The organism is Cupriavidus taiwanensis (assembly GCF_900250075.1).
Taxonomy (GTDB): Bacteria; Pseudomonadota; Gammaproteobacteria; order Burkholderiales; family Burkholderiaceae; genus Cupriavidus; species Cupriavidus taiwanensis_C.
This window is the reverse complement of sequence record NZ_LT977071.1, coordinates 1,508,475-1,533,463: the sequence shown is the minus strand read 5'-3', so window position 1 is coordinate 1,533,463 and position 24,989 is coordinate 1,508,475. Positions and strand designations below refer to the sequence as shown.

The window sequence follows — 24,989 nt, the reverse complement described above, 5'->3', positions numbered from 1 at the left end:
CGGCCCGAGCCTGAGAGACAGACATGAATGCACTGACCCGCGCCGAACGCGCGCTTGTCGAATCCGCCGAAGCAGCCGTCACCTTCACCCTCAACGGCCGCGAGGTGAGCGCCCAGCCCGGCGAAAGCCTGCTGAAGGTGGCGCAGCGCGAAGGCTTCGACGTGCCGCACCTGTGCTACAAGGACGGCCTCGAGCCCGCCGGCAACTGCCGCGCCTGCATGGTCGAGATCCAGGGCGAGCGCGTGCTGGCCCCGTCCTGCTGCCGCTACCCCGCCGCAGGCATGCAGGTGCAGACCGAATCGGAGCGCGCCCGCCGCGCCCAGCGCACCGTGCTGGAACTGCTGCAGTCGGACATGCCGGAAGCGGAATACACGCGCCACAACGAGCTTGACCAATGGGCCGCCCGGCTGGAAGTCGGCAAGCCGCGCTTCGCCCCGCGCGAACGCGTGGCGGCGGACCTGTCGCATCCGGCCATCGCGGTCAACCTGGATGCCTGCATCCAGTGCACCCGCTGCCTGCGCGCGTGCCGCGACGAACAGGTCAACGACGTGATCGGCCTGGCGCTGCGCGGCGACGATGCCCGCATCGTGTTCGACATGGACGACCCGATGGGCGCGTCCACCTGCGTCGCCTGCGGCGAATGCGTGCAGGCCTGCCCGACCGGCGCGCTGATGCCCGCGCGCGATGCCGCGCTGGCGGTGCCCGACAAGCAGGTGGAATCGGTGTGCCCGTACTGTGGCGTCGGCTGCCAGCTGACCTACAACGTCAAGGACAACCGCATCCTGTTCGTGGAAGGGCGCGATGGCCCGGCCAACCACCAGCGCCTGTGCGTGAAGGGCCGCTACGGCTTCGACTACGTCCAGCATCCTCAGCGCCTGACGGTGCCGCTGGTGCGCCGCGAAGGCGTGCCGAAGCAGGGCGATTTCGTCATGGATCCCGACCACGTCATGGACGTGTTCCGCGAAGCCAGCTGGGAAGAAGCGCTGTCGCTGGCCGGCGGCAAGCTCGCGCAGATCCGCGATACCCATGGCAAGCGCGCGCTGGCCGGGTTTGGCTCGGCCAAGGGCAGCAATGAAGAGGCCTACCTGTTCCAGAAGCTGGTGCGCACCGGCTTCGGCAGCAACAACGTCGACCACTGCACGCGGTTGTGCCACGCCTCGTCGGTGGCGGCGCTGCTGGAAGGGATCGGCTCGGGCGCGGTGTCCAATCCGGTGATGGATGTCGACAAGGCCGAGGTGGTGATCGTGATCGGCGCCAACCCGACCGTGAACCATCCGGTCGCCGCCAGCTGGATCAAGAACGCCGTGAAGAACGGCACCAAGCTGATCGTGGCCGATCCGCGCCGCTCGGACCTGGCGCGTTTCGCCTGGCGCTTCCTGCAGTTCAAGCCCGATGCCGACGTGGCGCTGCTCAACGCGATGATGCATGTCATCGTCAACGAGGGGCTGGTCGACCAGGACTTCATCGACAGCCGCACCATCGGCTTCGACGAGCTGCAGCGCAACGTCGCCGCGTACAGCCCCGAGCTGATGGCGCCGATCTGCGGCATCGACGCCGAAACCATCCGCGAGGTCGCGCGCGTCTATGCCACCGCGAAGAGTTCGATGATCCTGTGGGGCATGGGTGTGTCGCAGCACGTGCATGGCACCGACAACGCGCGCTGCCTGATCGCGCTGGCGCTGATGACCGGCCAGATCGGCCGCCCCGGCACCGGCCTGCATCCGCTGCGCGGCCAGAACAACGTGCAGGGCGCTTCCGACGCGGGGCTGATCCCGATGATGTATCCGGACTACCGGCGCGTCGACGACCCGCTGGCGATCGCCAGCTTCGAAGCGCTGTGGGGCATGCCGCTGGACCGCCAGCCAGGCCTGACCGTGGTCGAGGTGATGCAGGCGATCGAACGCGGCGAAGTGCGCGGCATGTACATCATGGGCGAGAACCCGGCGATGTCCGACCCTGACGCCGAGCATGCGCGCGAGGCGCTGGCATCGCTGGACCACCTGGTGGTGCAGGACATCTTCCTGACCGAGACCGCGTACCTGGCTGACGTGGTGCTGCCGGCCTCGGCCTTCCCCGAAAAGACCGGCACCTTCACCAACACCGACCGCACCGTGCAGCTCGGCCGGCAGGCGCTGAATCCGCCGGGGCAGGCGCGCCAGGACCTGTGGATCATCCAGCAGATGGCGGCGCAGCTCGGGCTGGACTGGCGCTACGACAGCGTCGAGGACGTGTTCAACGAGATGCGGCAGGCGATGCCGAGCATCGGCGGCGTGACCTGGGAGCGGCTGGAGCGCGAACACGCGGTGACGTATCCGTGCAAGGAAGAGGGCGATCCGGGCGAGCCGGTGATCTTCGTCGACAGCTTCCCGACCGCCACGGGGCGGGGGCGCTTCGTACCGGCCGATATCATCCCGGCGGCCGAGCGGCCCGACGCCGACTATCCGATGGTGCTGATCACCGGGCGCCAGCTCGAGCACTGGCATACCGGCAGCATGACGCGCCGCGCCGGCGTGCTGGACGCGATCGAGCCCGATCCGGTGGCGCTGGTGCATCCGCTCGACCTGGATGCGCTCGGCGGCACGCCGGGCGGCGTGGTCACGCTGTCATCGCGGCGCGGCGAAGTCACGCTCTATGCGCGCGCCGATGCCGGCACGCCGCGCGGCGCCGTGTTCGTGCCGTTCTGCTACTACGAGGCGGCGATCAACAAGCTGACCAACGCGGCGCTGGACCCGTTCGGCAAGATTCCCGAGTTCAAGTATTGCGCAATCAGGATGACGGCGGGTGGAGCGGTGCCGGTGCAGTCGAGCTATGGCGGCGGGCAGATCCTGGAGCCCGCTTCGGCCTAGCCCGGCCTAGTCACGAGGAGCGGTGGTGTTTCGCATCGCGGCGGAACACCACCTCAGCCTCAATAGTTCATGGTCACGTTGAGCATGGCGACGCGCGGATTGCCCACCGGCAGCACGTTGTTGTTCAGGCCGCCCGCGTAGTACATCTTGTCGAACACGTTCTTGACGTTGAATGCCGCGCGCCAGTGCGAGGCCACGTAGCCGACGGCAAGATCGGCGACGGCGTAGCCGGGCACGGTGTAGTTGAAGCTGTAGCCGCGCTTGGCGCTCTCGCCCCGCACGCCGGCACCGACGTACCAGCCGGCCAGCGCGCCACGCAGGCGATACTGGCTCCAGACCGAGAAGCTGTGCCGCGGCACGCTGTTCAGCGGCTTGCCGACGTTGGCGGCGGTGGTGTCCTCGGTGACTTCGCTGGCGATATAGGCGTAGGCCGCCGATACGCTGAGGCCGTTGCCGAGATCCTGCGTCAGTTCCACTTCCAGCCCGCGCGAGCGCTGCTCGCCCACGGCCATGCTGAAACCCGTGTTGACCGGATCGCTGCTGAGCACATTGGTGCGCGTCAGGTCGAACGCCGCCAGCGTCAGCAGGCCGGACTTGTCCGGCATGTCGAACTTGACGCCGACCTCGTACTGGCGACCCTTCTCGGGCTTGAAGGTGGCGCCGCTGACATCGGTACCGGCGTTGGGCAGGAACGACGTGGCGAAGCTCGCGTACGGCCGCGCCCAGTGCGTCAGGTCGTACATCACGCCGGCGCTGCCGGTGACGGCGTGGTTGTCATTGTCGGTACGCGACGAGGCGAGCCGGTCGGTTGTGCCCGTCCGCGCGGATTCGTAGCGCACGCCGCCGGTGACGGTCCAGCGCTGCCCGATGCGGACCTGGTCGCGCAGGTAAAGGCCCAGCGCATCCAGCGTATCGGTCGCATCCACGCTATAGGCGGACGGGCAGTTGATGCTGGCGCCATAGACCGGGCTGTAGACGTTCAACGCGGCCACGCGGCACGTCTTCTGCAGGCGGTCTTCCTTGGTATGCCGGTAGTCGATGCCGAAGGTCACGTTGTGGGCATGGCCCGTGAACGCAAAAGTCCGCTGCACGTTGGTGTCGACGCCGAACGAATTGCCCGAAAAGTTCTGCTGCGTGCCGCTGCGGTTCATCGACTGGCTGTTGAGCGCCATGGTGCCCGCCGATACCAGCGTACCGGTCAGCGACGAGGTCTGGTAGCGCAGGTTCTGGTTCAGGGTCCAGCCCGAGTCGAACCGGTGCGTCAGCGCGTAGCCGATGCGGTTCTGCTCGCCGTCATAGGAAGGGGCGTTCGGTTCGCCGATAAAGCGGCTGGCCGGCACCACGCCATTGCGGTTCGGCACCAGCGTGCCATTCACGGGCAGGCCTTGCTGGCGCACGTAGTTGCGCTGGTTGTGGCTGGCCAGGATGGTGAAGTCCGTGCGCGCGCCCAGGTCGAGCGTCAGCGACGGCGCGATCCAGCGGTTGCGATACCAGACGAAGTCGGTCGGATCGTCGCTGTTCATCATCAGCCCGTTCAGGCGGAACGCCGCCTTGCTGTCCTTGGCCAGCGGCGTGCCCACATCGACCGTCATCTGCCGGAAGCCATAGTTGCCGACGGTCAGGCCCAGTTCGCCCAACAGTTCCGCGCGCGGGCGCTTGCTGACCATGTTGACCAGGCCGCCGGGCTGCACCGCGCCAAACAGTATCGAGGCCGGTCCCTTGAGCACTTCCACGCGCTCCACGCCGAACAGCTCCTGCGCCACGCGGTTGTTGCTGTCGACCAGCAGCCCGTCGGCAAAGATCGATTCCGAGGCGCGCTGGCCGCGGATGATGAAGTCGTCCCAGCCGCGCCGGCCATAGACGTTGGTGACCACGCCGGCCGAATTCTGCAGCGCGTCGCTGAGGTTCTGCGCCTGCTGGCTGTCGAGCAGGTCGCGCGTGATCACGGTGATCGATTGCGCGGCGTCGGCCGCCGCTTCGCCGGATTTGGTCACGCCAGCCGCCCGGCGCGTGGCGAAACCGATGTCGGTCTGCCCGTCCGCGGCGGCACTGACCGTCACGGACGGCAGCGTGGCCGGTTCTTCGGCGGCGTGGGAGACAACGGCAGGCAGCAGCAGCGAACTGGCGGCGGCAGGTATGGCAAGACGGCGGAAAAGCATGACGGCCCGGGATAAAAGCAAAAGGCCGAATAATAAATGAGAATAATTCTTGTTTCTAGGGGTTTTGTCTGGGCCTGCGCTGTTGCTTTGTCAACGCGCAGAACACGGCGACATGGTCGAAATGGCGGCGTGAACCGGTCACATGGTGTCGTCGCGATCCTCGATCACCGATATATCCCAGCACGACATAAACAGCGCGGCAATCAGCGGACCTATGACAAAGCCGTTGATGCCGAACACCGACATGCCGCCGAGGGTCGAGATCAGCACGAGCCAGTCCGGCAACTTGGTGTCCTTTCCTACGAGGACGGGGCGCAGCAGGTTGTCCACCGCGCCGATGACGAGGGTACCGATGGCAATGAGCGCGACGCCTTTCCAGACCGGGCCGGCCAGCAGGAAATAAATCGCGGCGGGGCCCCAGACCAGCGCGGCGCCAACGGCCGGCAGCAGCGACAGGAACGCCATCAGCGTGCCCCACAGCAGCGCGCCGTTGATTCCCAGCAGCAGGAAAGCCAGGCCGCCCAGAATGCCCTGCACCGCCGCCACCACCACGTTGCCCTTGACCGTGGCGCGGACCACGGTGGTGAACCGGCCGACCAGCCGGCGGGTGTGCGCGTCGCTCAGCGGCATCGCTTCGCGGAAGCGATGGGAAATCACCGCACCGTCACGCAGCAGGAAAAACACGAGGTACAGCATGACGCCGAGGCCAACCGCGAACTGCAGCGTATTCTGGCCAATGGCGACAGCCTGGGCCGCCATGAACTGGCTGATGCGGGCGGCCCCTTCGGTCAGTTTTGCCTGCAGGCCCGCGACGTCGGCCAACCCGATTTCGTTCAGCCAGTTCTCGATGGAAGCCGGCAGGGCTTGTACGGCGGTCTGGAAGTACTGCCCGAAATCCCATTTGCCGGTCTTGATCTGCTGGTAGGCAAAGGCCACTTCCTGTGCGAGCGTGGCAATCATCAGGAATACCGGGACAATGGCCATCAGCACGCAGACCAGCAGTGTGGTCAGTGCCGCGAGATTTTCCCGGTTGCCGAATCGCACCGTCAGCTTGCGGTGCATGGGATGGAACAGGATGGCAAGTATGGTGCCCCACAGGATCGCGCTGTAGAAGGGCAGCAGTATCCAGATGAACGCAATGGTGACGGCGATCAGAAGGATGTAAAAACCTCTCAAATTGCGCATCGGGTTGTCCGCGATTAGAGTCGTCCAGGCACGTTGCCGATGGTGCCCTGCACGATGGTACCCTGCACGAGGTTTCCCTTCCATTACCCGTCGGCGTCACCGGAAGCGTTGCCGAAGGAGTTGCGCTCCATGATCTGGTGGTCTTTTCCATGGATCAGCAACTCGACCTTTGCGCGCCTGGCTTTTTCCATGCCGGTGGCGATCGCATGGTCCATCGACGTGAATCGCTGCTGGTTGCCGGCGCGTCCTTCCGCTTCGACGGCCCAGCCGTTATGGGTCGGCACGACATGGATATTCTTGCCTGGCATGGCGCTCTCCGGAAGTTGGCAGTATGAGTGTCAGCGCTGTGCCGTGGCCGAGGTATCGGGCGCCGTCTGACAAGGCCGTCGGATATCCGGAAAGCGCGCACCAGCCAGCAGCAAGAACGCCCGCCAGGCGCCATGGCGGGCGTTCTTGATGACATGGACAGAGTGCCAGGGCGGTTCAACTCATCTTGTCGATAATCTCCTGCATCTCGTCGATGTTGAAGGCCCGCAGGGTCTGCGTGCGCACGTTGCCGAGCGCGCCCACCGCCAGGCCGAAGGCGGTCATGCTGGCGTCGTCCTGGGCTTCGACGGTCAGCACGATGTCGTATTTGCCCAGGGTCCAGTAGATGTCTTTCATCTGCACCCCGAAGCGCGCGCCCATCTCGCGCACCGCGGCGGCGCGCTTGGTGGTGTCCTTGACGGCGCGGATGCCCTGGTCGGTGAAGCTGGCTAGCACGATATAGCGGGTCATGGCGGGATCTCCGGTAAGGATCGATCGAACGCCGTCCCGGCTGCGCGCACGCGACCGATCGCAGCAAGCCGGGGCAGTGGTTCAGGGAGTCCCGGCGCAGCGCCGGGGGCCTGAGCAACCCCACACCGACGCATATTGCGCGCCAGCCGACGTGGTGGGCCGCGTCGCGGGAAATGCCGCGGTGCCCGAGGCTCGGGATGGGCTGCTGTGTATCAGTCCTGATACAGCGATCCGCCTTAGTCCGGTGCCGGCCCGCCGTCGCCGCCTTCCGGCGCGTCCAGCGCGCGCATGTTGTCCAGCAGCTTCAGCAGGTAATGCAGCGTGTGCGTCAGGTCGTTGGTGGAGAACCCGTCCAGCGCCTGTTCGTAGTACTGCCTGATCTTCGGCTGCGCCTGGTGCAGCCACACCTCGCGGCCCGGCTCGCTCATCCGCACCAGCCGCGAGCGGCGGTCACGCCCGTCGGGCGCCAGCGTGACGTGGCCGTCCCGTTCCATCCGGCTGACCAGCCCGGACAGGTTCTGGCGGCTCACCATCAGGTATCGCGCCAGGTCGCCGACGCTCATGCCGTCGGCGGCTTCGGGACGCGACAGCGCGCCCAGCACGGCCCACTGCTGTGTCGTCAAACCTTCCGCTTCAACGGCTCGTGAGCCGGTTTTATGCAACATGTTTGCGCATTGGTACAGGCGAAAGAACAGCCGATTGGCCAGTTCCATGCGCGCGTTAGTCGGGAGTTCGCCTCCCTGGTCGGGGTTAACCATAGTGTTTCCAAAGGATAGCGGCCTTGCACGCGGTCTCGGTCGCGCCTAGTATACGTCAACATATTTACGTAAATAAAGGCGCATGTGGCGGCGACACCGCCGGCACGATAGCACCGGAACCCTGAAAGGAGAACGGCTGTGCAAGGACTCGAAGGCAAGACGGTCATCGTGACCGGCGGTGGTGGCGGTATCGGCGGCGCAACCTGTTTGCGCTTTGCGCGTGCGGGCGCGGCGGTGGGGGTGCTCGACCTGAACCCGGACGCGGGTGAACGCGTGGCGGCGCAGATCCGCGATGCCGGCGGCCGCGCGCTGGCGGTGCGCTGCGACATCACCGAGCGCGCGAGCGTCGACGCGGCGGTGGTTGCGGTGGAGCAGGAGCTGGGCCCGGTCGACGTGCTGGTCAACAACGCCGGCTGGGACGTGTTCCGTCCGTTCGTCAAGACCGAGCCGGCGCAGTGGGAGCGGCTGATCGCCATCAACCTGACCGGCGCGCTGCATATGCATCACGCGGTGCTGCCCGGCATGGTGGCGCGCAAGCGCGGGCGCATCGTCAATATCGCCTCCGATGCCGCGCGCGTGGGTTCGTCCGGCGAGGCGGTGTACGCCGCGTGCAAGGGCGGGCTGGTGTCGTTCTCGAAGACCATCGCGCGCGAGCATGCGCGCCACGGCATCACCGTGAACGTGGTGTGCCCGGGGCCGACCGAGACCGCGCTGTTCGAGGACTACAAGCAGGGCGCGGGCAATCCCGAGAAGCTGGTGGAAGCCTTCACCCGCTCGATCCCGCTGGGCCGCATCGGGCAGCCCGACGACCTGCCCGGCGCGGTGCTGTTCTTTGCCGGCGACGATGCGGCCTTCATCACCGGACAAGTGCTGAGCGTGTCGGGCGGCCTGACCATGAACGGCTGAGCGCAAACCATCCCAACCAGACCACGGAGACCACCATGCAATACGAAGACATCCGCTATGAAGTGCGCAACGGCGCGGCCTGGATCGTCATCAACCGCCCGGAAAAGATGAACGCCTTCCGCGGCCGCACCTGCGACGAGCTGATCCACGCCATCAACCGCGCCGGATATGACCGCGAGATCGGTGCCATCGTGCTGGCCGGCGCCGGCGACAAGGCCTTCTGCACCGGCGGCGACCAGTCCGCGCACGAGGGCCAGTACGACGGCCGCGGCACCATCGGCCTGCCGATGGAAGAACTGCACAACGCCATCCGCGACGTGCCCAAGCCGGTGATCGCGCGCGTGCAGGGCTATGCCATCGGCGGCGGCAACGTGCTGTGCACGATCTGCGATTTCACCATTGCCTCGGACAAGGCCGTGTTCGGGCAGGTCGGGCCGAAGGTTGGCTCGGTCGACCCCGGCTACGGCACCGCCTTCCTGGCGCGCGTGGTGGGCGAAAAGAAGGCGCGCGAGATCTGGTACCTGTGCCGCCGCTATCCCGCCGCCGAAGCGCTGGCGATGGGCCTGGTCAACGCCGTGGTGCCGCACGAGCAGCTCGACGCCGAAGTGCAGAAGTGGTGCGACGAGATCCTGGAAAAGAGCCCGACCGCGATCGCCATCGCCAAGCGCTCGTTCAACATGGACACCGCGCACCAGGGCGGCATTGCCGGCATGGGCATGTACGCGCTCAAGCTGTATTACGACACCGAGGAATCGCGCGAGGGCGTGCGCGCCTTCCAGGAAAAGCGCAAGCCGGATTTCCGCAAGTACGCGAAGTAAGCCGGCCCAACCGCGCGGAGACGAACATGAATCCCTACCTTGACGAAGACCTGATGGCGCTGGCGGAACACGCGCGCCGCTTTGCCGACGCGCGCGTCGCACCCGGCTGCCTGGAGCGCGACCGCACCCGCGTGCTCGACCGCGCGCTGATGCGAGAGATGGGCGAGATGGGCTTTATCGCGCCCGAGCTGCCGGAACAGTATGGCGGGCAGGGCCTGGGCTCGCTCGCGGCCGGCGTGATCCACGAAGCGGTGGCGCGCGCCGACCTGAGCCTGTCGTATATCAACCTGCTGGCCTCGCTGAACGGGCAGATCCTGGCGCATCACGCGCGGCCGGAGATCGCCGGCCCCTGGCTGCAGCGCCTGACGCGCGGCGAGGCGCTGCTGGCGATCGCGCTGACCGAGCCGCGCGGCGGCTCCGACGCGGCCAGCCTGCGCCTGCGCATGGAGCGCGATGGCGACCACTATGTGCTCAATGGCGAGAAGACCTCGATCTCCGCCGCCGACCAGGCCGATGCCGCAGTGGTGTTCGCGCGCAGCGGTTCGGTGGAGTCGGGAGCGCGCGGCGTGTCGGCACTGCTGGTGCCGATGGAGCTGCCGGGCATCACGCGCAGCCGCTTCGACTGCCACGGCCAGCGCGCCATCGGGCGCGGCTCGATCTTCTTCGAGAACGTGCGCGTGCCGGCCAGCCACCTGCTGGGCAAGGAAGGGGAGGGCTTCGTGCAGGTGATGCAGGGCTTCGACTTCTCGCGCGCGCTGATCGGGCTGCAGGTGCTGGCGGTGGCCCAGGCAGCGCTGGACCAGACCTGGACCTATGTGGCGGAGCGCCAGGCCTTCGGCAAGCCGCTGTCGGCGTTCCAGGGCGTGTCGCACCCGCTGGCCGACTTCGAGACCCAGGTGCAGGGCGCGCGGCTGCTGTGCCTGCAGACGCTGTGGCTGAAGGACCGCGGCCTGCCGCATACCGCCGAAGCCGCGATGTGCAAGTGGTGGGCACCCAAGCTGGCGTACGACGTGGTGCACCAGTGCCTGCTGTCGTTCGGTCACGGCGGCTATGACCGCGGCGTGATGGAGCAGCGCCTGCGCGACGTGCTCGGCTTCCAGATCGGCGACGGCACCGCGCAGATCATGAAGACCATCATCGCGCGCACCCGCGCCGGGCGCGAGGCGGTGCCAGCCTGACGCAACGACTGGCAGCAACGACTGGCAGCACATAACAACGAGGAGACCGCCATGGATTTCGACGCCGTACTGATCGCGCCGCGCCGTGCCGCCAGCATTGCCGCCGGGCACTGGCAGGACCGTACCATCAACGACTATCTTGCCGCATGCGTGCGGGAACGGCCCGACGCAACCGCGTTGACGGCCCTCAGCATCGAACGTCAACAGGTGACGCGCTTCACCTGGCGGGAGCTGGCGCGCATGGCCGATCGCGTGGCGCTAGGGCTTTCCCGCCTCGGCATCGTTACCGGCGACGTGGTCTCATGCCAGCTGCCCAACGGCTGGCACCTGAGCGTGCTGTACCTGGCCTGCGCGCGGCTGGGCGCAGTGCTCAACCCGGTCATGCCGATCTTCCGCGAGCGCGAGCTGTCGTTCATGCTGGCGCACGCGCAAAGCAAGGTGGTGGTGGTGCCGAAGATGTTCCGCGGCTTCGATCATGCGCACATGCTGCGGGGTTTGCGCGATGCGCTGCCCGCGCTGCGTCATGTCGTCGCCGTGGACGGCGACGGCGGCGACGACGACAGCGACAGCTTCGAGGCGCTGCTGAGCGGCCCGCTTTGGGAGGACGACGCCGATGCCGCCGCCATCCTGCTGGGTAGCCGCCCCGGTCCGGATGACGTCACCCAGCTGATCTACACCTCCGGCACCACCGGCGAACCCAAGGGCGTGATGCATACCGCGAACACGCTGTTCTCCAACATCGTCGCCTATGCCGGCCGGCTCCATCTCACCGGCGACGACGTAGTGCTGATGGCCTCGCCGATGGCGCACCAGACCGGCTTCATGTACGGCCTGATGATGCCGGTGATGCTGGGCGCGCATGCGGTGCTGCAGGATATCTGGGACCCGGCGCGCGCGGCGGCGCTTATCCGCGAGCAAGGTGTGACCTTCACCATGGGTTCGACGCCGTTCCTGACCGACCTGGCCCGCGTGGTGGCGGAGTCCGGCACGCCCGTGCCGAGCCTGCGCACCTTCCTGTGCGCTGGGGCGCCGATCCCGGGGGCCTTGGTGGAGCGCGCGCGCTCGGCGCTGGGCGCCACGATCGTCTCGGCATGGGGCATGTCGGAGAACGGCGCCGTGACCACGACCCTGCCGGACGATCCCGACACGCGTGCCTCGACCACCGACGGCTGCCCGCTGCCCGGCGTGGAGCTAAGGGTGGTGGACGGCGCCGACGCGGACCTGCCCGCGGGGCAGACCGGGCGCCTGCTGGTGCGGGCCTGTTCGAATTTCGGCGGCTACCTGAAGCGGCCGCACCTGAACAGCACCGATGCCGACGGCTGGTTCGACACCGGCGACCTGGCGCGGCTGGACGCGCACGGCTACCTGCGCATCGCCGGCCGCAGCAAGGACGTGATCATTCGCGGCGGCGAGAACATCCCCGTGCTGGAAGTCGAGACCCTGCTGTACCGGCATCCCGCGGTGGCGCAGGTGGCGATCGTGGCCTATCCCGATGCGCGGTTGGGCGAGCGTGCCTGCGCCTTCGTCGTGCCACGCCCGGGGCAGTCGATCGACATGGCCGGCATGGTCGACTGGCTCAGGCAGCAGAAGATGGCGCTGCAATACATCCCGGAGAAGCTGGTGGTGCGTGACGCGCTGCCGGCCACGCCCGCCGGCAAGATCCAGAAGTTCCGGCTGCGCGAGATGCTGCTTGGCGAAGATGGCTGAGGTTGCGTCGGCAGGTATCCGGGGGCGGGCGGCAAGGTCAGCGACGCTTGCCATGGCAATTGCGCAATTAACCGCCATGACGCACACCCATCCACCAACGCCCTGGGGCGGCAAGCTGGCAGGGCTTGTCGGCGGATGGCAGACAGGGTGGGGGCTCGTGTCAGCGGCTGGCGCCGGTATAGCCGTGGCTGCGCGGGCCGAACCAGCGCGATAGGCGCTGCCGCCATGGGTCGCGAACCGGGCCGGGCGCCGCCTTGCAGCGGCTGACATGCAGGGAGGCGGCGGTGATCGCATACAGCTCGACATGGCCGGCGTCGGACAGCGTAAAGCACTCGCTTGCGGTCAGGGCCGTGTCTTTCGGATCGCCATCGCGGATCAGCCACAGTTCGCCGGCGGTGCAGCGCACCGCCACCCGTTCGCCGGGCCCGGCGACCAGCCGCAGCGAGCTGCGGGCGGGCAGGGTGGCGGTCATATCGTTGCTTGCCAGGTACATGATGGTCTCCTGGTTCAGGCCACGGCCAGGCCGGCGGATACCGGCAGCTGGCGCGGCCCGGATGGCGGCCGGATGAATTCGGCGATGCGCTGGATCACCGCGGGATCGCGCAGGATGCGGCGATGGCCGAGGCCGGTGGTGGTCTCCAGCCGCGCGCCAGGCCAGGCACCGGCGATGGCCGCGCCGTCTTCCCAGCGCACCTCCTTGTCGTCGCGGTCATGGATCACCAGCGTAGGCGGCACCGGGCGCGCGCGACCCAGGTCCGGCACGTTGAAGGCCGCCCATGGCATGCCCAGCCAGCGTTCGCTGTGGCGTTGCATGCGGCCCAGCACCGCCGGCGCCACGCCCAGCTGCCACGCCAGCGCGGCGCATGCCGCGCGCATGTCGGCGGGCGCGCCCAGCAGCACCGCGGTGCGTGCCGGCAGGCCTTCGCGCAGCGCCAGCGCCGCGGCCGCGCCGCCGAGCGAATGCGCCACCACGGCATGGACCGGCCCGGCATGCCAGGCTGCCGCCAGCAGCGAGCGCGACATTTCCAGCACCGAACTCTGCGCGGCGCCGCGCGCGCCGGCATCGGAGGCGCCGTGCGACAGCGCATCGAAGGCGACCACCCGCATGCCCGCTGCCAGCAGGCCGTCGATCACCGCATGCCACTGGCCCGCATGGCCGCCCCACCCATGGGCGAGCAGCACCACCGGCCCGGCGCTGCCCCAGCGGTAGACCCGCACGCGCCGGCTGGGTCCGTGGCCGGTCACCAGCGCCCAGTCGGCGCGCGCGCGGTCCAGCGCGTGCCGTGCCGCGGAGGTAGCGACGCCCCGCGGTGGGCTGAACCAGATGCGCTCGAGCCGGCGTGCCGTGGCCGCGGGCATCAGCACGCTGCCGGCTTGCCAGCGCAAGCGCTGCAAGCCCATCAGGGCACGCTGCAAGGCGCCGTCGCGGCTGGCGGGGGCCGACGCATCGGGGGCGCGCGAAGCCGTCGCCGCAACAGCGGGGGAAGGGGAAACAGGGGAAGGAGAAGAGACTGCTTGCGTCACGAGCTGCACCTCCAATGGATTCTGGATTGCGCGGCGTCATCGGAACCGGGCTGGCCGGCGGCGTCTCGCGCTTCTTTAAAGACCGACCAGTCGTGCTTTTTTTCCGTGCAAAAAAAGCCCGCCGGAGCGGTTTGCTGCCTGCCGGCGGGATAGCGCCGGCGCCGATGTCATGTCTTCGCGGGATGCGTCGCGTCCGCCGCGGCGCGCGCGACCAGGGCCGCGAAGGCGTGCCGGGCCATCGTTTCCGCATCCTGGCGCCCCAGCAGCTTGAACGATTGCTGGAAGGCCATGCCGATGCCGGACAGCTCGAAGGCGAACTGGCGCGGGTCGACGTGCGGCCCGAACTGGCCTTCCTCGATGGCGTCCCCCACCACCCGCGCGATGGTGCTGTGCCAGTCCTTCAGCGACTGCACCACCAGGTCGCGGATAGAGCCGGGGCGGTCGCGATACTCCTGCCCCAGCGCGGTAAACAGGCACCGCCCCTGCGTCACCGTGCCGCCAAGCCATTCCAGGTAGCCTTCGAACAGCGCCTGCAATCGCGGCATGCCGCGCGGCTGGCGCATCGCCGGCCGGATCACGATGTCGCCGAAACGCTCCACCGCCAGGTCCAGCACCGCCTGCTGCAGCATCTCCTTGGACTTGAAGTGCGCATACAGGCCGCTCTTGGACATATTGGTGTCGGCCGCCAGCGTGGCCAGCGACAACTGCTCGAAGCCGACCTTGGCGGCGGCGTCCAGCGCCTGCTCGATGATGGCTTTGCGGGTGAGATGTCCTTTCTGCATGCAGCGAAGAATAGCACGACCGGTCGGTTTGTCAACGAAACCGGATGCATGGTAGTTGCCCCGACTTGCGTTGTTGTGCTGGGGAGGCCATAACGTCATACAGCTATGCATGTGACGTCAACGCAAATTCCGAGGGCTCGTTACTGTCAAGGCGGCGGGAAGGTGTTGTGCTCTGTCCGACGCTTGGAGGGGCTCGTTCCGGTAGATGCCGGCGCAAGATGACGGGCCAGCAATAAATCTGCACAAAGTGTTTCGGCGGTTACATACGGAACGCTTTGCGTGCTCTATACTCGAATGCACGTCCGCGCACTTTTTTTCACTGGTGACTGGAGACCGACATGAACAGTACAGCCGTGCCGAGAGGCGCTAGCGAACCGTTCCGGCAACTGCGGGCGCTGCGCCGCGCGCGCAAGCTCAAGCAGGAGGACGTTGCCCGCAAGGCGGGCATTTCCCGGGAGGCTTACCTCCGGGCAGAATCAGGTCAGGCCGACCCCCGCATGTCGACCTTCCTGGCGGCCTGCGAGGCGCTGGGCCTCGAAGTGGTGCTGGCGCCGCAGCACCTTGCCGCTGACGTCAACGCTTTCATTGCCAGCCGCAACGGCGGCGTGACCGCTGCCTCGATGGCCGGTCAGCCCGCTGGCAGCGCGCCGGCACCGGCCGCGACACCGGCCTCCGGCGGCGGTTTCGGCCCCGGCACCGGCGAGGGCCACAAACCGGTCTGATCCGCCTTCTGCCTGGCCGCTCGCATGCTTGTGCGGGCCGGTCCGGCGGCGGGCCTCCAGGCCACCCTCCGCAAGCGGCGCGTGCCCTCCGGCGCGCGCCGAGCCGCTTTTGTCCCGAGAGCCGTTTCTGGCACCGGACAGCCATGACGCCGCAGGCCTGACTGCCTGAGCCGGCGCTTTCAAGCCTTACTGTCTTATTCCGCTCCTGGCACCCCCAGCGGCGTCCTCCCCATTTCCCGATTCGCCGCCTACAACTGCAAGAGCGCCGCGTGCTGCCCGCGCGCCTCCGCGGTTTGACACGCCCGGCTTCGGTGATTACGATATGGTAAATTCATTGCACAATACGTAATTCAAGCGCCGTGCGGCCAGCGCTGCGCTGATGGACCCACCCCGGAGACGCAAGACCACACCATGGACCTCACGCATACCCAGCTTGCCGAGCACGGCTATATGTCCGGCTTCGCCAATGAATTCGCCACCGAGGCACTGCCCGGCGCGCTGCCGGTCGGCCAGAACTCGCCCCAGCGCGCGCCCTATGGCCTGTATGCCGAGCAGTTGTCCGGCACGGCGTTCACGGCGCCGCGCGCGCACAACCGCCGCTCGTGGCTGTACCGCATCCGCCCGGCGGCAATGCACAAGCCGTTCACGCTGATCGAACAGTCGCGTTTCCTGAGCCGCTTCGACCAGGTGCCGCCGTCGCCGAACCAGATGCGCTGGAGCCCGCCGGCGATGCCCTCGGTGCCGACCGACTTTGTCGATGGCATCGTCACCATGGCGGGCAATGGCGGCCCGGAGGCGATGACCGGCTGCGGCATCCACCTGTACCTGGCCAACCGCTCGATGCAGGACCGCTTTTTCTACAATGCCGACGGCGAGATGCTGATCGTGCCGCAGCAGGGCAGGCTGCTGATGGTGACCGAACTGGGCCGCCTGGAAGTCGAGCCGCACGAGATCGTGGTGATCCCGCGCGGCGTGCGTTTCCGCGTGGAGCTGCCCGACGGCGAGGCGCGCGGCTATATCTGCGAGAACTACGGTGCGCTGTTCCGGCTGCCCGACCTGGGCGTGATCGGCTCGAATGGCCTGGCCAATCCGCGCGACTTCCTGACACCGGTGGCCAGCTACGAAGACCGCGAAGGCGCGTTCGAGCTGGTGGCCAAGTTCCAGGGCAACCTGTGGCGCGCCGACATCGGCCACTCGCCGCTCGACGTGGTGGCCTGGCATGGCAACTACGCGCCGTACAAGTACGACCTGCGCCGCTTCAACACCATCGGTTCGATCAGCTACGACCATCCGGACCCGTCGATCTTCCTGGTGCTGCAATCGCCGTCGGATACGCCGGGCGTCGACACCATCGACTTCGTCATCTTCGGGCCGCGCTGGCTGGCCATGCAGGACTCGTTCCGCCCGCCCTGGTTCCACCGCAATATCGCCAGCGAGTTCATGGGCCTGATTTCCGGCGTCTATGACGCCAAGGCCGAAGGCTTCGCGCCCGGCGGCGCCAGCCTGCACAACTGCATGAGCGGCCACGGCCCGGATGCGGAAACGTTCGAGAAGGCCAGCGTTGCCGACACCTCGACGCCGCACCACATCGAAAACACCATGGCGTTCATGTTCGAAACGCCGGGCGTGATCCGCCCGACGCCGTACGCGGCGCAGTCGGCGTCGCTGCAGCAGGAGTACTACACCTGCTGGCAAGGCCTGAAGAAGCATTTCAACCCGAACACCCGCTGATTCCGGCCGCCTGGCCCGCCCGGTTTTCTCTCTCCCGCTTGCGGGAGAGGGCAGGCGCCCGCCAGGCGTGACGCGTCACCGCATGTGACAAGTGCCAACAAAATTTTCGGAGTATCCCGATGACCGCCCCCCAAACCAGCTGGATCGACAGCGCCAACGACGGCAACACCCATTTTTCGCTGCAAAACCTGCCCTACGGCGTGTTTTCCACCCAAGGCCGGGCGCCCCGAGTCGGCGTTGCCATCGGTGACCAGGTCGTGGACCTCGACGCGCTGGACCAGGCCGGCCTGCTGCCTGAAGCGGCCCGGGGCACCTTTGCCGCGGCCAGTCTCAATCGCTTCATCGCGCTGGGCCAGCCGGTCTGGAGCGAAACGCGCCGGCGCCTGACGGCGCTGCTGTCCGGTGCCGATGCCGCCTTGCGCGACAATGCGGCCTTGCGCGACCGGGCACTGGTGCCGATGTCGGCCGCGACGCCGCACCTGCCGGTCGAGATCCCGGGCTACACGGATTTCTATTCGTCGAAGGAGCACGCCACCAACGTCGGCCGCATGTTCCGCGATCCGGACAATGCGCTGCTGCCGAACTGGCTGGAAATCCCGATCGGCTACAACGGCCGCGCCAGCTCGGTGGTGGTGAGCGGCACGCCGCTGCATCGCCCCAATGGTCAGATCAAGCTGCCGAACGAGGCGCGCCCGGTCTTCAGCGCCTGCCGCAAGCTGGATTTCGAGCTGGAGATGGGCTTTATCGTCGGCAAGCCCTCGGCCCTGGGCGAGCCGGTCAGCACCGCCGACGCGCCGGCGCATATGTTCGGCATGGTGCTGCTCAACGACTGGAGCGCGCGCGATATCCAGCAATGGGAATACGTGCCGCTGGGGCCGTTCAACAGCAAGGGCTTCGGTACCTCGATCTCGCCGTGGGTGGTCACCATGGAAGCGCTCGAGCCGTTCCGCCGCGACAATCCCGCGCAATCGCCCGAGCCGCTGCCCTACCTGCAGCAGCAAGGCAAGAACGCCTACGACATCGCGCTGGAAGTCGCGCTGCAGCCCGCAGGCGCAGCGGCCCCCAGCACCATCTGCCGCACCAACTTCAAGGCGATGTACTGGACCATGGCGCAGCAGCTGGCGCACCACACGGTGTCGGGCTGCAATGTGCGCGTGGGCGACCTGATGGGCTCGGGCACGATCAGCGGCACCACGCCGGACTCTTACGGCAGCCTGCTCGAGCTGACCCGCAACGGCGCCGAGCCGCTGACGCTGGCCGATGGCAGCCAGCGCAGCTTCCTGCAGGACGGCGACGACGTGATCATGACCGGCTACTGCCAGGGCGACGGCTATCGCGTCGGCTTCGGTACAGTGTCGGGCAAGATCCTGCCGGCGCGCTGAAGCGAGGGCGCTGGCCGGCAGGCTTCAGCCTGCGTCAGCGCCAAGCGCGGCGGCATCCAGGATGACCGCCGCGCGGCCCGACAGCAGCGTACGTCCCGCGGCGCTGACTGCAAAGGCGTAGAGCACGGTGGCGCCTTCGCCGCTGATGCGCTCCGCCGTGACCTCCAGCGGCGCCGCGATGTCGTCGAGCCGTTCCACCTGCAGCACCAGCTTGCGCACGCTGGCGAGGTAGCCCGTGCGCGGGCGCTGCGGCGCGCCGCCGCCTTGTGCGGCCTCGGCCAGCAAGGCGCCATGCACGGCCATGGCCTGCGCGGCATATTCGATCCCGCATACCGCTGCCAGCCGGTCCTGCGCGCGCAGCGGATTCTCCGCATGCGTGTGGCTGCTTGCCGAGCAGCGGATCGATGCCGCGTCCCACGCCACCACGCCGTCGAGCAGGCACATGCTGCCCTGGTGCGGAATGCGCGCCGCGATCCAGGCGCGGTCCCTGATTGTTTCAGGCATCGGCCTGGCTGCCGAGGCTGGTGACCTCGGCTTCGATCCGCAGCGTGTCCAGATAATCCAGCACCACCGTGCCGGTCTCGCCGCGGGCGATGGCGGCCAGCAGCGGCAGCGCGCGCGCGGCCGGGGCTGACTGGCGCAGCGCTTCCAAAGCGGCGTCCGGCATCGCGGTGGGCGGTGCCTGTGTCAGCGCCACCGCGATGCGCGCCAGCGAGCGCGGGCTCGGTTGCGGCGTGAGCAGCAGGGCCACCCCAAACGGATCGGGAATCGGCCGGCAGCTGTGCAGCGGCTCCGGATAGCCGGTGTCATAGGCGATCAGCAGGCAGGGCTCGGCGTCGGCGCCGGCCTGCAGTACGCCTTCCAGCAGCCCCGCGCCAAAGCTGCCGTCCATCGCGCACAGCACGTTGGAGGCGCGCATCGCGCCGGCTGCGATCGACCAGTAGCCGGCGGTCGCGTTGTGCACCGAGTTGTGGAAGCGCGTGGGCGACATCAGCGGCTCGGGCTGCGCCAGCGCTTCGCAGATGGCATGGAAGTTCTGGCCATCACTGCTGGACGAAGTAAAGATCGTCGGCAGTTGCGCGGCATCGCAGCCGCTGGCCGCCACTGCCTGCTGGCCGACGCCCAGCGCCAGCCGGACGGTGGGTCCGGTGCGGCGGCGCTCGGCCGGGGGCAGGCCGGACGGCAGCGGCAGCTCGGTCGCCGCGTGCGCGTAAGGCGCGCGCCCGGCGAGCACGGCACTGGCCTGCTGCCAGCCGCTCAGGCCGGGGCCGAGCAGGCCGATGCTTTCGAGATAGACGGGCTGGGGCATGGCGCTGGCTCAGTGGGCAACTGCGTCCGCACGGGCGAACAGCAGGCTGCAGTTGGATCCACCGAAACCGAACGCATTGCTCATCGCGTAGCGCAAGGGCGTGTCCTGGTTGGCGAGCTGGTAGTTCACGTCGAGCGCGGGGTCGGGGTGCGTGGTGTTGATGCCGGCCGGCACCAGGCCGTGGCGCAGCGCCAGCGCGCAGATCACGGCCTCGAGGGCGCCGGCCGCGCCGAGCGCATGGCCGGTGGCACCCTTGGTCGAGCTGCACGGCGTGCCGGGCAGCACCGCGGCCATGGCCAGCGCTTCGGCGGCGTCGTTGCTGCGCGTGGCGGTGCCGTGCAGGTTGACGTAGCCGACTTGCTCCGGCGCGAGGCCTGCGCCGGCCAGCGCCTGCGCCATCGCCATGCGTGCCCCGAGCCCCTGCGGGTGCGGGGTCGACATATGGTGCGCATCGCTCGATTCGCCGATGCCTGCGAGCAGGATGGCATCGTCCGCCACCGTGCCGGTCACGCGTTCGAGCAGGCCGAACACCGCGCCTTCGCCGATCGAAATGCCATTGCGGGCCACGTCGTAGGGCCGGCACGGCTGGCGCGACAACAATTCCAGCGCGTTGAAGCCGTACAGCGTGGTGTGGCACAGCGAGTCGACGCCGCCCACCACCGCCGCATCGATCAGCCCGGCCTCGAGCATGCGCCGCGCCGAGCTGAACACCTTGGCTCCGGACGAGCACGCCGACGACACCGCCGCCGCCGGCCCGGTCAGGCCCAGCTGCTGCCGCAGGAACGCCGGCAGCGAATAAGGGTTGTGCGTGCCGCCGTAGTGGAAGTCCGGCGGCAGCGCGCCGCTGGCCGGATCGCGCCGGCGGTAGCCCAGTTCCGTCTGCAGCACGCCCGCAGTGCTGGTGCCGAGAAAGACACCGATGCGGTGGGCGCCGTAGCGCGCCGCCGCCTCGCGCACGCGTGCGGCAAAGTCGTCCTGCTCCAGCGCCAGCTGCGCCAGCCGGTTGTTGCGGCAGTCGAACTCGGCCAGCGCGGCCGGCAGCGTGACGGCGTCCAGGCCGGCCACTTCGCCGACATAGGTATCGAGGGCAACGTCGCCGAAGCGGCACGGCGCCAGGCCGCCGCGCTGCGCGCGCAGCGCCGCCAGGGTGGCATCGAGGCCGGCGCCGAGGCAGCTGGTGGCCGTGAAATGCGAGAACAGGAGCGGGGACACAGCTTCGGTGTGGCGAATGGGAGGAATCTCTGTAGGCAGCGTGTAGCCAGCGGCAATTGTAACAAGCCGCGGCGGCTCAGCCCGGCGGCACGGCCGCGCGCAGCGTCACGCAGCGCAGTCCGGCGCGATCGATCGCGGCCAGCAGGTCCGGCAGCACGGTGGTGCAATGGGGATGGCCGGCAGGGTCCAGGCCGGGATTTCCATCGTGCAGCAGCAGGATGTCGCGCCCGGCCAGCCTGCCGGTCAGGCGCCGCGCCACGCGCGCGGCGTGGTTGCCGCTGACGGTATCGAAGCCGCGCCGGGTCCAGGCCGCCAGTTGCAGCCCGAGCCGGCACAGCACAGGCTCAAGGAAAGGATTGCGCAGGCCCGCCGGGGCGCGGAAGAAGCGCGGCGCCTGGCCGGTGATCTCGGTCAGCAGCAGCTGCGCGGCGGCAATGTCGCGTTGCATGCGGCCGGGCCCGAAGGTGGAGAAGTGCAGCCGGTGGTACATGCTGTGGTTTTCCACGGCGTGGCCACGGCGCACGATCTCGCGCACCAGTTCGGGATGCGCCGCGGCGCGCTCGCCGATGCAGAAAAACGTCGCGCTGGCGCCGTGCTGGTCGAGCAGGTCTAGCACCCGCGGCGTCAGGTCCGGGTTGGGGCCATCGTCGAAGGTCAGCGCCACGCAGCCTTCGGCCGACGGCGGCAGGCGCAGCAGGTTGGGGCCGAGCCAGGTGCTGCGCGGCCACAGGCCGGCCGCGCACATCGCCACATGGGATGCGCCGATGCCGGCCAGGCCCCAGCTCAGGCCTTGCGGATAAGCGAGCATCGCGCCGACGGCGCCCACATGCACCGCGGCGGCGCCATAGAGCAGCGGGGTCGGCCGCCATGGGCGGCTGGGAGGACGCCCGGGCAGGGCAACGCCCGGTGCGGATAGCGGCTTCATGTTGCACTCCCGGCCTTCGCCGCTGCCGCGGGCGAGGCCGCGGGCGCGAGGATGGCCGAAAACCACAGCGCCAGCACGGCGCCGGGGCCGACCGTCAGGCCGAATGCCTGCAGCAGCGGCAGGCTCGACAGCGACAGCAGGCCGAACGCGGCGACCGTGGTCAGGTTGGCCAGCAGCAGCGACACCAGCGTGTGCGGCGAAGCACCAGCCGCCTGGCCGTCTGCCGCCGGGCCATTAAAGAATAGTGCGTAGTTGGAGCCGACTGCGGCCAGCAGCAGCAGGCCCACCAGGTGCAGCAGCGTCAGCGGCTGGCCCAGCGCCGCCAGCCCGCCCAGCACCACCACCGCGGCGGCGGCCAGCGGCAGTACCGTCGCCAGCACCCGCCGCGGCGAGCGCAGCGCCAGCGCCAGCAGGGCGATGATCGCCAGCAGTCCGGCCAGCGACAGCAGCAGGGCCTCGCGCAGGTAGCCGGCATAGAGCCGGTCCGATTCGCCCTTGAGATCGACGAACAGGGTATCGGGCACGCCGGCCCGCTGGATCGCGGCGCGCACCGCGGCGCTGTCTACGCCGTCGGCGGCGCTGGCATGGCCGGCGGCATGCACCGGCGCGCGCAGGGGCAGCGTCGCGCTCCAGCGGCCGTTGCGTTGCACCAGCAGGGCGTCGACCGCCAGTGCCATCGAGGTGCCGCGCAGGCTCTCGCGTTGCAGCAGCGGACCGGTGCGGGCCGCTTCGGCCTGCGCCAGAAAGGGCGCGAACACCGATGCGCGCACCGGCTGGCCGGCGATGGCGGCATGCAGCCGCTGCGCCAGCACATCGGGGGGCGGCAGGCTGGCCTGGCGCTCGCGCTGGGTCGCCGCGCTGGGCAGGTAGCGCGCGGGGCTCTCGTAGCCGCCGATGAAGTTCTGCGCCACCAGCGGTTCCAGTTCATGCGCGACGCGTTCCGCGCCCTGCAGCACGGATTCCTGGTCCGGCCCCGACACCACCACCAGGTAGCGCACGTCCGGTGCGCCCAGGTTTTCGCGCAGCGAGGTATCCAGCGCCTGATCGCTGGCCGATACCGGGCTCAGCGCCTGCAGTTCCCGGCCCCACAGCGTGCCGCGATGCTGGACCAGCACCACGCAGGCGCCCGCTACCAGCAGCAGCACCAGCCAGCGCAGCCGGGGCGCGCGCTGCGTCAGCCATTGCAGCTTGCGGCCGAGCGGTGCGACGTCGCGCAGCTGCAGCGTGGCCGGCACCAGCTGCGGCAGCACGAAGCGCGTGACCAGCGCGGCGGTGACGAGCCCCGCGATCGAATACAGGCCCAGCTGCGCCAGTCCCGGGAATCCCGACAGCAGCAGCGACGCAAAGCCGCAGACCGAGGTCAGCACCCCCAGCCGCACTGTCGGCCAGAAGCCGCCCAGCCAGGCGCGTTCGTCGCGCCGGCCATTGCTTGTGTACTGCGCGGACTGCACGAACAGGTAGATCGAATAGTCGACCGCCTCGCCGATCAGCGTGGTGCCGAAGCCCAGCGTCAGGCCATGCACCGCGCCGCCGAAACCCAGGCTGACCGCGGCAATGCCCGCCAGCGCGCCGCTCAGCACAGGCACCAGCCCCAGCACCAGCAGCGGCACCGAGCGGTACACCGCCAGCAGCAGCGTGACGATGATGGCCAGCCCGATGGTCGAGAGCCGCTCGACGTCGTGCCGGATGGTGTCGCGCGCCTTGACCGAGAACACGCCCGGGCCCGTCATCACCAGCTGGTAGGGGCCGTTCGCGGCGGCGCTGGCAAAGGCTTGCTGCACGGCCGCCATCGCCTCTGCCTGCGCATCGGTATCCGAGCCCGCGCCGGCGGTCTGCGCCAGCAGCAGCGCGCGCTTGCCGTCGCGCGAGGCCCACGCGCCCGCATGCATCGGCACGCGCTGGCCGGCATCGAGCTGCGCCAGCATCGCCGCGACCTCGCCGGTGGGATCGCGCGGCAGCAACGACTTGGTGAAGAGCCCGGCCGAGGAGGCCAGCAGCGCGAACGAATCATTGACTGCCTGGGCCAGGCCGTGTTCACTGAACCGCTCCGGCGTGACCTCCGGGCTGAGCAGGTAACGGTGCGCGAACACGTATTCGCGGTCCGCCGCCTGGTTGACCGGCTCGCCGTTCTGCACCGAGGCGAAACGCGGGTCGCTACGCAGTTGCGCCGCCATCGCGCGCGAGACCCTGGCGCGGCCATCGGCATCGCCGCCTTCGATGCCGACCAGGATCAGGCGCGATACCAGCCCGTCGCGCAACTGGTTCACCAGCAACTGCTGTTCGGCGCTGGGCAGCCGCGGCAAAAAGGCGGACAGGTCGGCGGTAAAGCTGGTGCGGCTGACGACCGCGGCGCAGGCCAGCAGTGCCAGCACCCACAGCGCCAGCGCCAGGCGGCGCTGTGCCGCGCTCATCGCGCTCATCGGCTCGCGGCCGGCCGGATCTTCATCACCGAGCGGTCACCGTCGGCCTGCCGGATCTCGACCTGGTCCAGCACATCCTGCCGGCCTTCGATGCGCACCTGGCTGACGGCCGCGGCCATGCGCGAGTCAGCCGGCGTCAGCGTCAGCGTCCAGCGGCTGGCACGGCCCTCGACGCCGAGCTTGTAGTAGCGCTCCAGCGCATCGCGATTGCCGGCCAGCGTGGCGCGGATGCTCTCGATAAACGCGGCGATCTCGGGGTAGTTCTGCAGCGGCATGGTGTAGCGCTTGCCGTCGCGCTCGACGGTCAGCATGTCGCCGTCCAGCAGCAGGTTTTCCGCCTTGGGGGAGAGCGTGCGCTTTTCCAGGTGGTCGGGCGCGGTGAAGCGCAGTTCGCCCGACGACTGCACCGGCTTGTCGAGCAGCGCCAGGTACTTGGTCTCGGTAAACAGCACGCGCCCCGACTTGCGCTGCGCCAGCGTGGACATCAGCTGGTCGACGCCGAACGCGGCGGTGGCGGCCGGCGCCGCGGATGAGGCTGGTGCTGCCGTGGCCGCCAGCGGCGCCAGCGCAAGCAGTGCGCTTGCCAGCAGGGTCGACAACGAATAGCGGAAAGGGCGCGCGGAGAAGAACATCAATGGCGGCTCACGG

22 protein-coding genes are annotated in these 24,989 nt (G+C 68.7%); 8 read left to right on the top strand and 14 right to left on the bottom strand.

The window, feature by feature from the left end; translation table 11 throughout:
- The first annotated feature begins 23 nt into the window (after window positions 1–23).
- The gene (gene fdhF, locus CBM2588_RS23270; RefSeq protein WP_115682690.1) at window positions 24–2,846 is read left to right on the top strand and encodes a formate dehydrogenase subunit alpha; all 2,823 of its coding nucleotides are present in this window, start codon (window positions 24–26) and stop codon (window positions 2,844–2,846) included.
- Window positions 2,847–2,905: 59 nt separating this feature from the next.
- Here the strand turns inward: fdhF and CBM2588_RS23265 are convergent, their stop codons facing one another.
- The 5 genes from CBM2588_RS23265 to CBM2588_RS23245 form a co-directional block, all read right to left on the bottom strand.
- Window positions 2,906–5,005 carry a TonB-dependent siderophore receptor gene (locus CBM2588_RS23265; RefSeq protein ID WP_115682689.1) on the bottom strand — a complete coding sequence of 700 codons (2,100 nt, stop codon included), beginning with the start codon at window positions 5,003–5,005 and terminating at the stop codon, window positions 2,906–2,908.
- A gap of 138 nt (window positions 5,006–5,143) precedes the next feature.
- Window positions 5,144–6,190, bottom strand: a complete 1,047-nt coding sequence (locus CBM2588_RS23260; RefSeq protein WP_115682688.1) for an AI-2E family transporter — start codon at window positions 6,188–6,190, stop codon at window positions 5,144–5,146.
- 83 nt (window positions 6,191–6,273) lie between these two features.
- Window positions 6,274–6,498, bottom strand: coding sequence for a DUF2188 domain-containing protein (locus tag CBM2588_RS23255; protein WP_115682687.1), 225 nt, complete (start codon window positions 6,496–6,498; stop codon window positions 6,274–6,276).
- A 175-nt stretch (window positions 6,499–6,673) separates the two neighbouring features.
- Window positions 6,674–6,967: a GYD domain-containing protein gene (locus CBM2588_RS23250; RefSeq protein ID WP_115682686.1), complete on the bottom strand. Its 294-nt coding sequence runs from the start codon at window positions 6,965–6,967 to the stop codon at window positions 6,674–6,676.
- 236 nt (window positions 6,968–7,203) lie between these two features.
- Window positions 7,204–7,725, bottom strand: a complete 522-nt coding sequence (locus CBM2588_RS23245; protein WP_115682685.1) for a MarR family winged helix-turn-helix transcriptional regulator — start codon at window positions 7,723–7,725, stop codon at window positions 7,204–7,206.
- A gap of 138 nt (window positions 7,726–7,863) precedes the next feature.
- Here CBM2588_RS23245 and badH point away from each other — a divergent pair, with 138 nt between their 5' ends.
- From badH to aliA, 4 genes are read left to right on the top strand one after another with little or no spacing between them, the layout of a single operon-like run.
- Window positions 7,864–8,631 (top strand): 2-hydroxycyclohexanecarboxyl-CoA dehydrogenase, encoded by a 768-nt coding sequence (badH, locus tag CBM2588_RS23240; protein WP_115682684.1) that lies wholly within the window; start codon window positions 7,864–7,866, stop codon window positions 8,629–8,631.
- Window positions 8,632–8,666: 35 nt separating this feature from the next.
- Window positions 8,667–9,449, top strand: coding sequence for a 2-ketocyclohexanecarboxyl-CoA hydrolase (badI, locus tag CBM2588_RS23235; protein ID WP_115682683.1), 783 nt, complete (start codon window positions 8,667–8,669; stop codon window positions 9,447–9,449).
- A gap of 26 nt (window positions 9,450–9,475) precedes the next feature.
- Window positions 9,476–10,627, top strand: coding sequence for a cyclohexanecarboxyl-CoA dehydrogenase (aliB, locus tag CBM2588_RS23230; protein ID WP_115682682.1), 1,152 nt, complete (start codon window positions 9,476–9,478; stop codon window positions 10,625–10,627).
- A gap of 51 nt (window positions 10,628–10,678) precedes the next feature.
- A complete protein-coding gene (gene aliA, locus CBM2588_RS23225; RefSeq protein ID WP_115682681.1) occupies window positions 10,679–12,334 on the top strand; it encodes a cyclohexanecarboxylate-CoA ligase in 1,656 nt (551 codons plus the stop codon).
- A gap of 160 nt (window positions 12,335–12,494) precedes the next feature.
- Here aliA and CBM2588_RS23220 read toward each other — a convergent pair whose 3' ends face one another.
- From CBM2588_RS23220 to CBM2588_RS23210, 3 genes are all read right to left on the bottom strand, one after another.
- Window positions 12,495–12,827, bottom strand: coding sequence for a DUF2917 domain-containing protein (locus CBM2588_RS23220; RefSeq protein WP_115682680.1), 333 nt, complete (start codon window positions 12,825–12,827; stop codon window positions 12,495–12,497).
- Window positions 12,828–12,841: 14 nt separating this feature from the next.
- On the bottom strand, window positions 12,842–13,858 hold the full coding sequence (locus CBM2588_RS23215; RefSeq protein WP_115683703.1) for an alpha/beta fold hydrolase: 1,017 nt from the start codon (window positions 13,856–13,858) through the stop codon (window positions 12,842–12,844).
- Window positions 13,859–14,025: 167 nt separating this feature from the next.
- Complete coding sequence (locus CBM2588_RS23210; protein WP_231942247.1) at window positions 14,026–14,640, bottom strand: TetR/AcrR family transcriptional regulator; 615 nt, start codon at window positions 14,638–14,640, stop codon at window positions 14,026–14,028.
- A 338-nt stretch (window positions 14,641–14,978) separates the two neighbouring features.
- Here CBM2588_RS23210 and CBM2588_RS23205 point away from each other — a divergent pair, with 338 nt between their 5' ends.
- The 3 genes from CBM2588_RS23205 (at window position 14,979) to fahA (ending at window position 18,475) form a co-directional block, all read left to right on the top strand.
- Window positions 14,979–15,362 (top strand): helix-turn-helix domain-containing protein, encoded by a 384-nt coding sequence (locus CBM2588_RS23205; RefSeq protein WP_018008605.1) that lies wholly within the window; start codon window positions 14,979–14,981, stop codon window positions 15,360–15,362.
- A gap of 411 nt (window positions 15,363–15,773) precedes the next feature.
- The gene (gene hmgA / locus CBM2588_RS23200; protein ID WP_115682678.1) at window positions 15,774–17,093 is read left to right on the top strand and encodes a homogentisate 1,2-dioxygenase; all 1,320 of its coding nucleotides are present in this window, start codon (window positions 15,774–15,776) and stop codon (window positions 17,091–17,093) included.
- A 119-nt stretch (window positions 17,094–17,212) separates the two neighbouring features.
- Window positions 17,213–18,475 (top strand): fumarylacetoacetase, encoded by a 1,263-nt coding sequence (gene fahA, locus CBM2588_RS23195; protein WP_115682677.1) that lies wholly within the window; start codon window positions 17,213–17,215, stop codon window positions 18,473–18,475.
- A 24-nt stretch (window positions 18,476–18,499) separates the two neighbouring features.
- On the opposite strand, the gene CBM2588_RS23190 is transcribed toward fahA, so the two are convergent.
- The 6 genes from CBM2588_RS23190 to CBM2588_RS23165 form a co-directional block, all read right to left on the bottom strand.
- The gene (locus CBM2588_RS23190) at window positions 18,500–18,979 is read right to left on the bottom strand and encodes a hydroxymyristoyl-ACP dehydratase (RefSeq protein ID WP_115682676.1); all 480 of its coding nucleotides are present in this window, start codon (window positions 18,977–18,979) and stop codon (window positions 18,500–18,502) included.
- Complete coding sequence (locus CBM2588_RS23185; protein ID WP_115682675.1) at window positions 18,972–19,784, bottom strand: beta-ketoacyl synthase chain length factor; 813 nt, start codon at window positions 19,782–19,784, stop codon at window positions 18,972–18,974. Before CBM2588_RS23185 ends, CBM2588_RS23190 begins: the two co-directional genes overlap by 8 nt.
- Window positions 19,785–19,793: 9 nt before the next feature.
- Window positions 19,794–20,996, bottom strand: coding sequence for a beta-ketoacyl-[acyl-carrier-protein] synthase family protein (locus tag CBM2588_RS23180; protein WP_115682674.1), 1,203 nt, complete (start codon window positions 20,994–20,996; stop codon window positions 19,794–19,796).
- A 76-nt stretch (window positions 20,997–21,072) separates the two neighbouring features.
- The gene (locus tag CBM2588_RS23175) at window positions 21,073–21,921 is read right to left on the bottom strand and encodes a polysaccharide deacetylase family protein (RefSeq protein WP_115682673.1); all 849 of its coding nucleotides are present in this window, start codon (window positions 21,919–21,921) and stop codon (window positions 21,073–21,075) included.
- The gene (locus tag CBM2588_RS23170) at window positions 21,918–24,332 is read right to left on the bottom strand and encodes an MMPL family transporter (protein WP_115682672.1); all 2,415 of its coding nucleotides are present in this window, start codon (window positions 24,330–24,332) and stop codon (window positions 21,918–21,920) included. Before CBM2588_RS23170 ends, CBM2588_RS23175 begins: the two co-directional genes overlap by 4 nt.
- Window positions 24,333–24,337: 5 nt before the next feature.
- Complete coding sequence (locus CBM2588_RS23165) at window positions 24,338–24,973, bottom strand: LolA-related protein (RefSeq protein WP_115682671.1); 636 nt, start codon at window positions 24,971–24,973, stop codon at window positions 24,338–24,340.
- Window positions 24,974–24,989 lie beyond the last annotated feature (16 nt).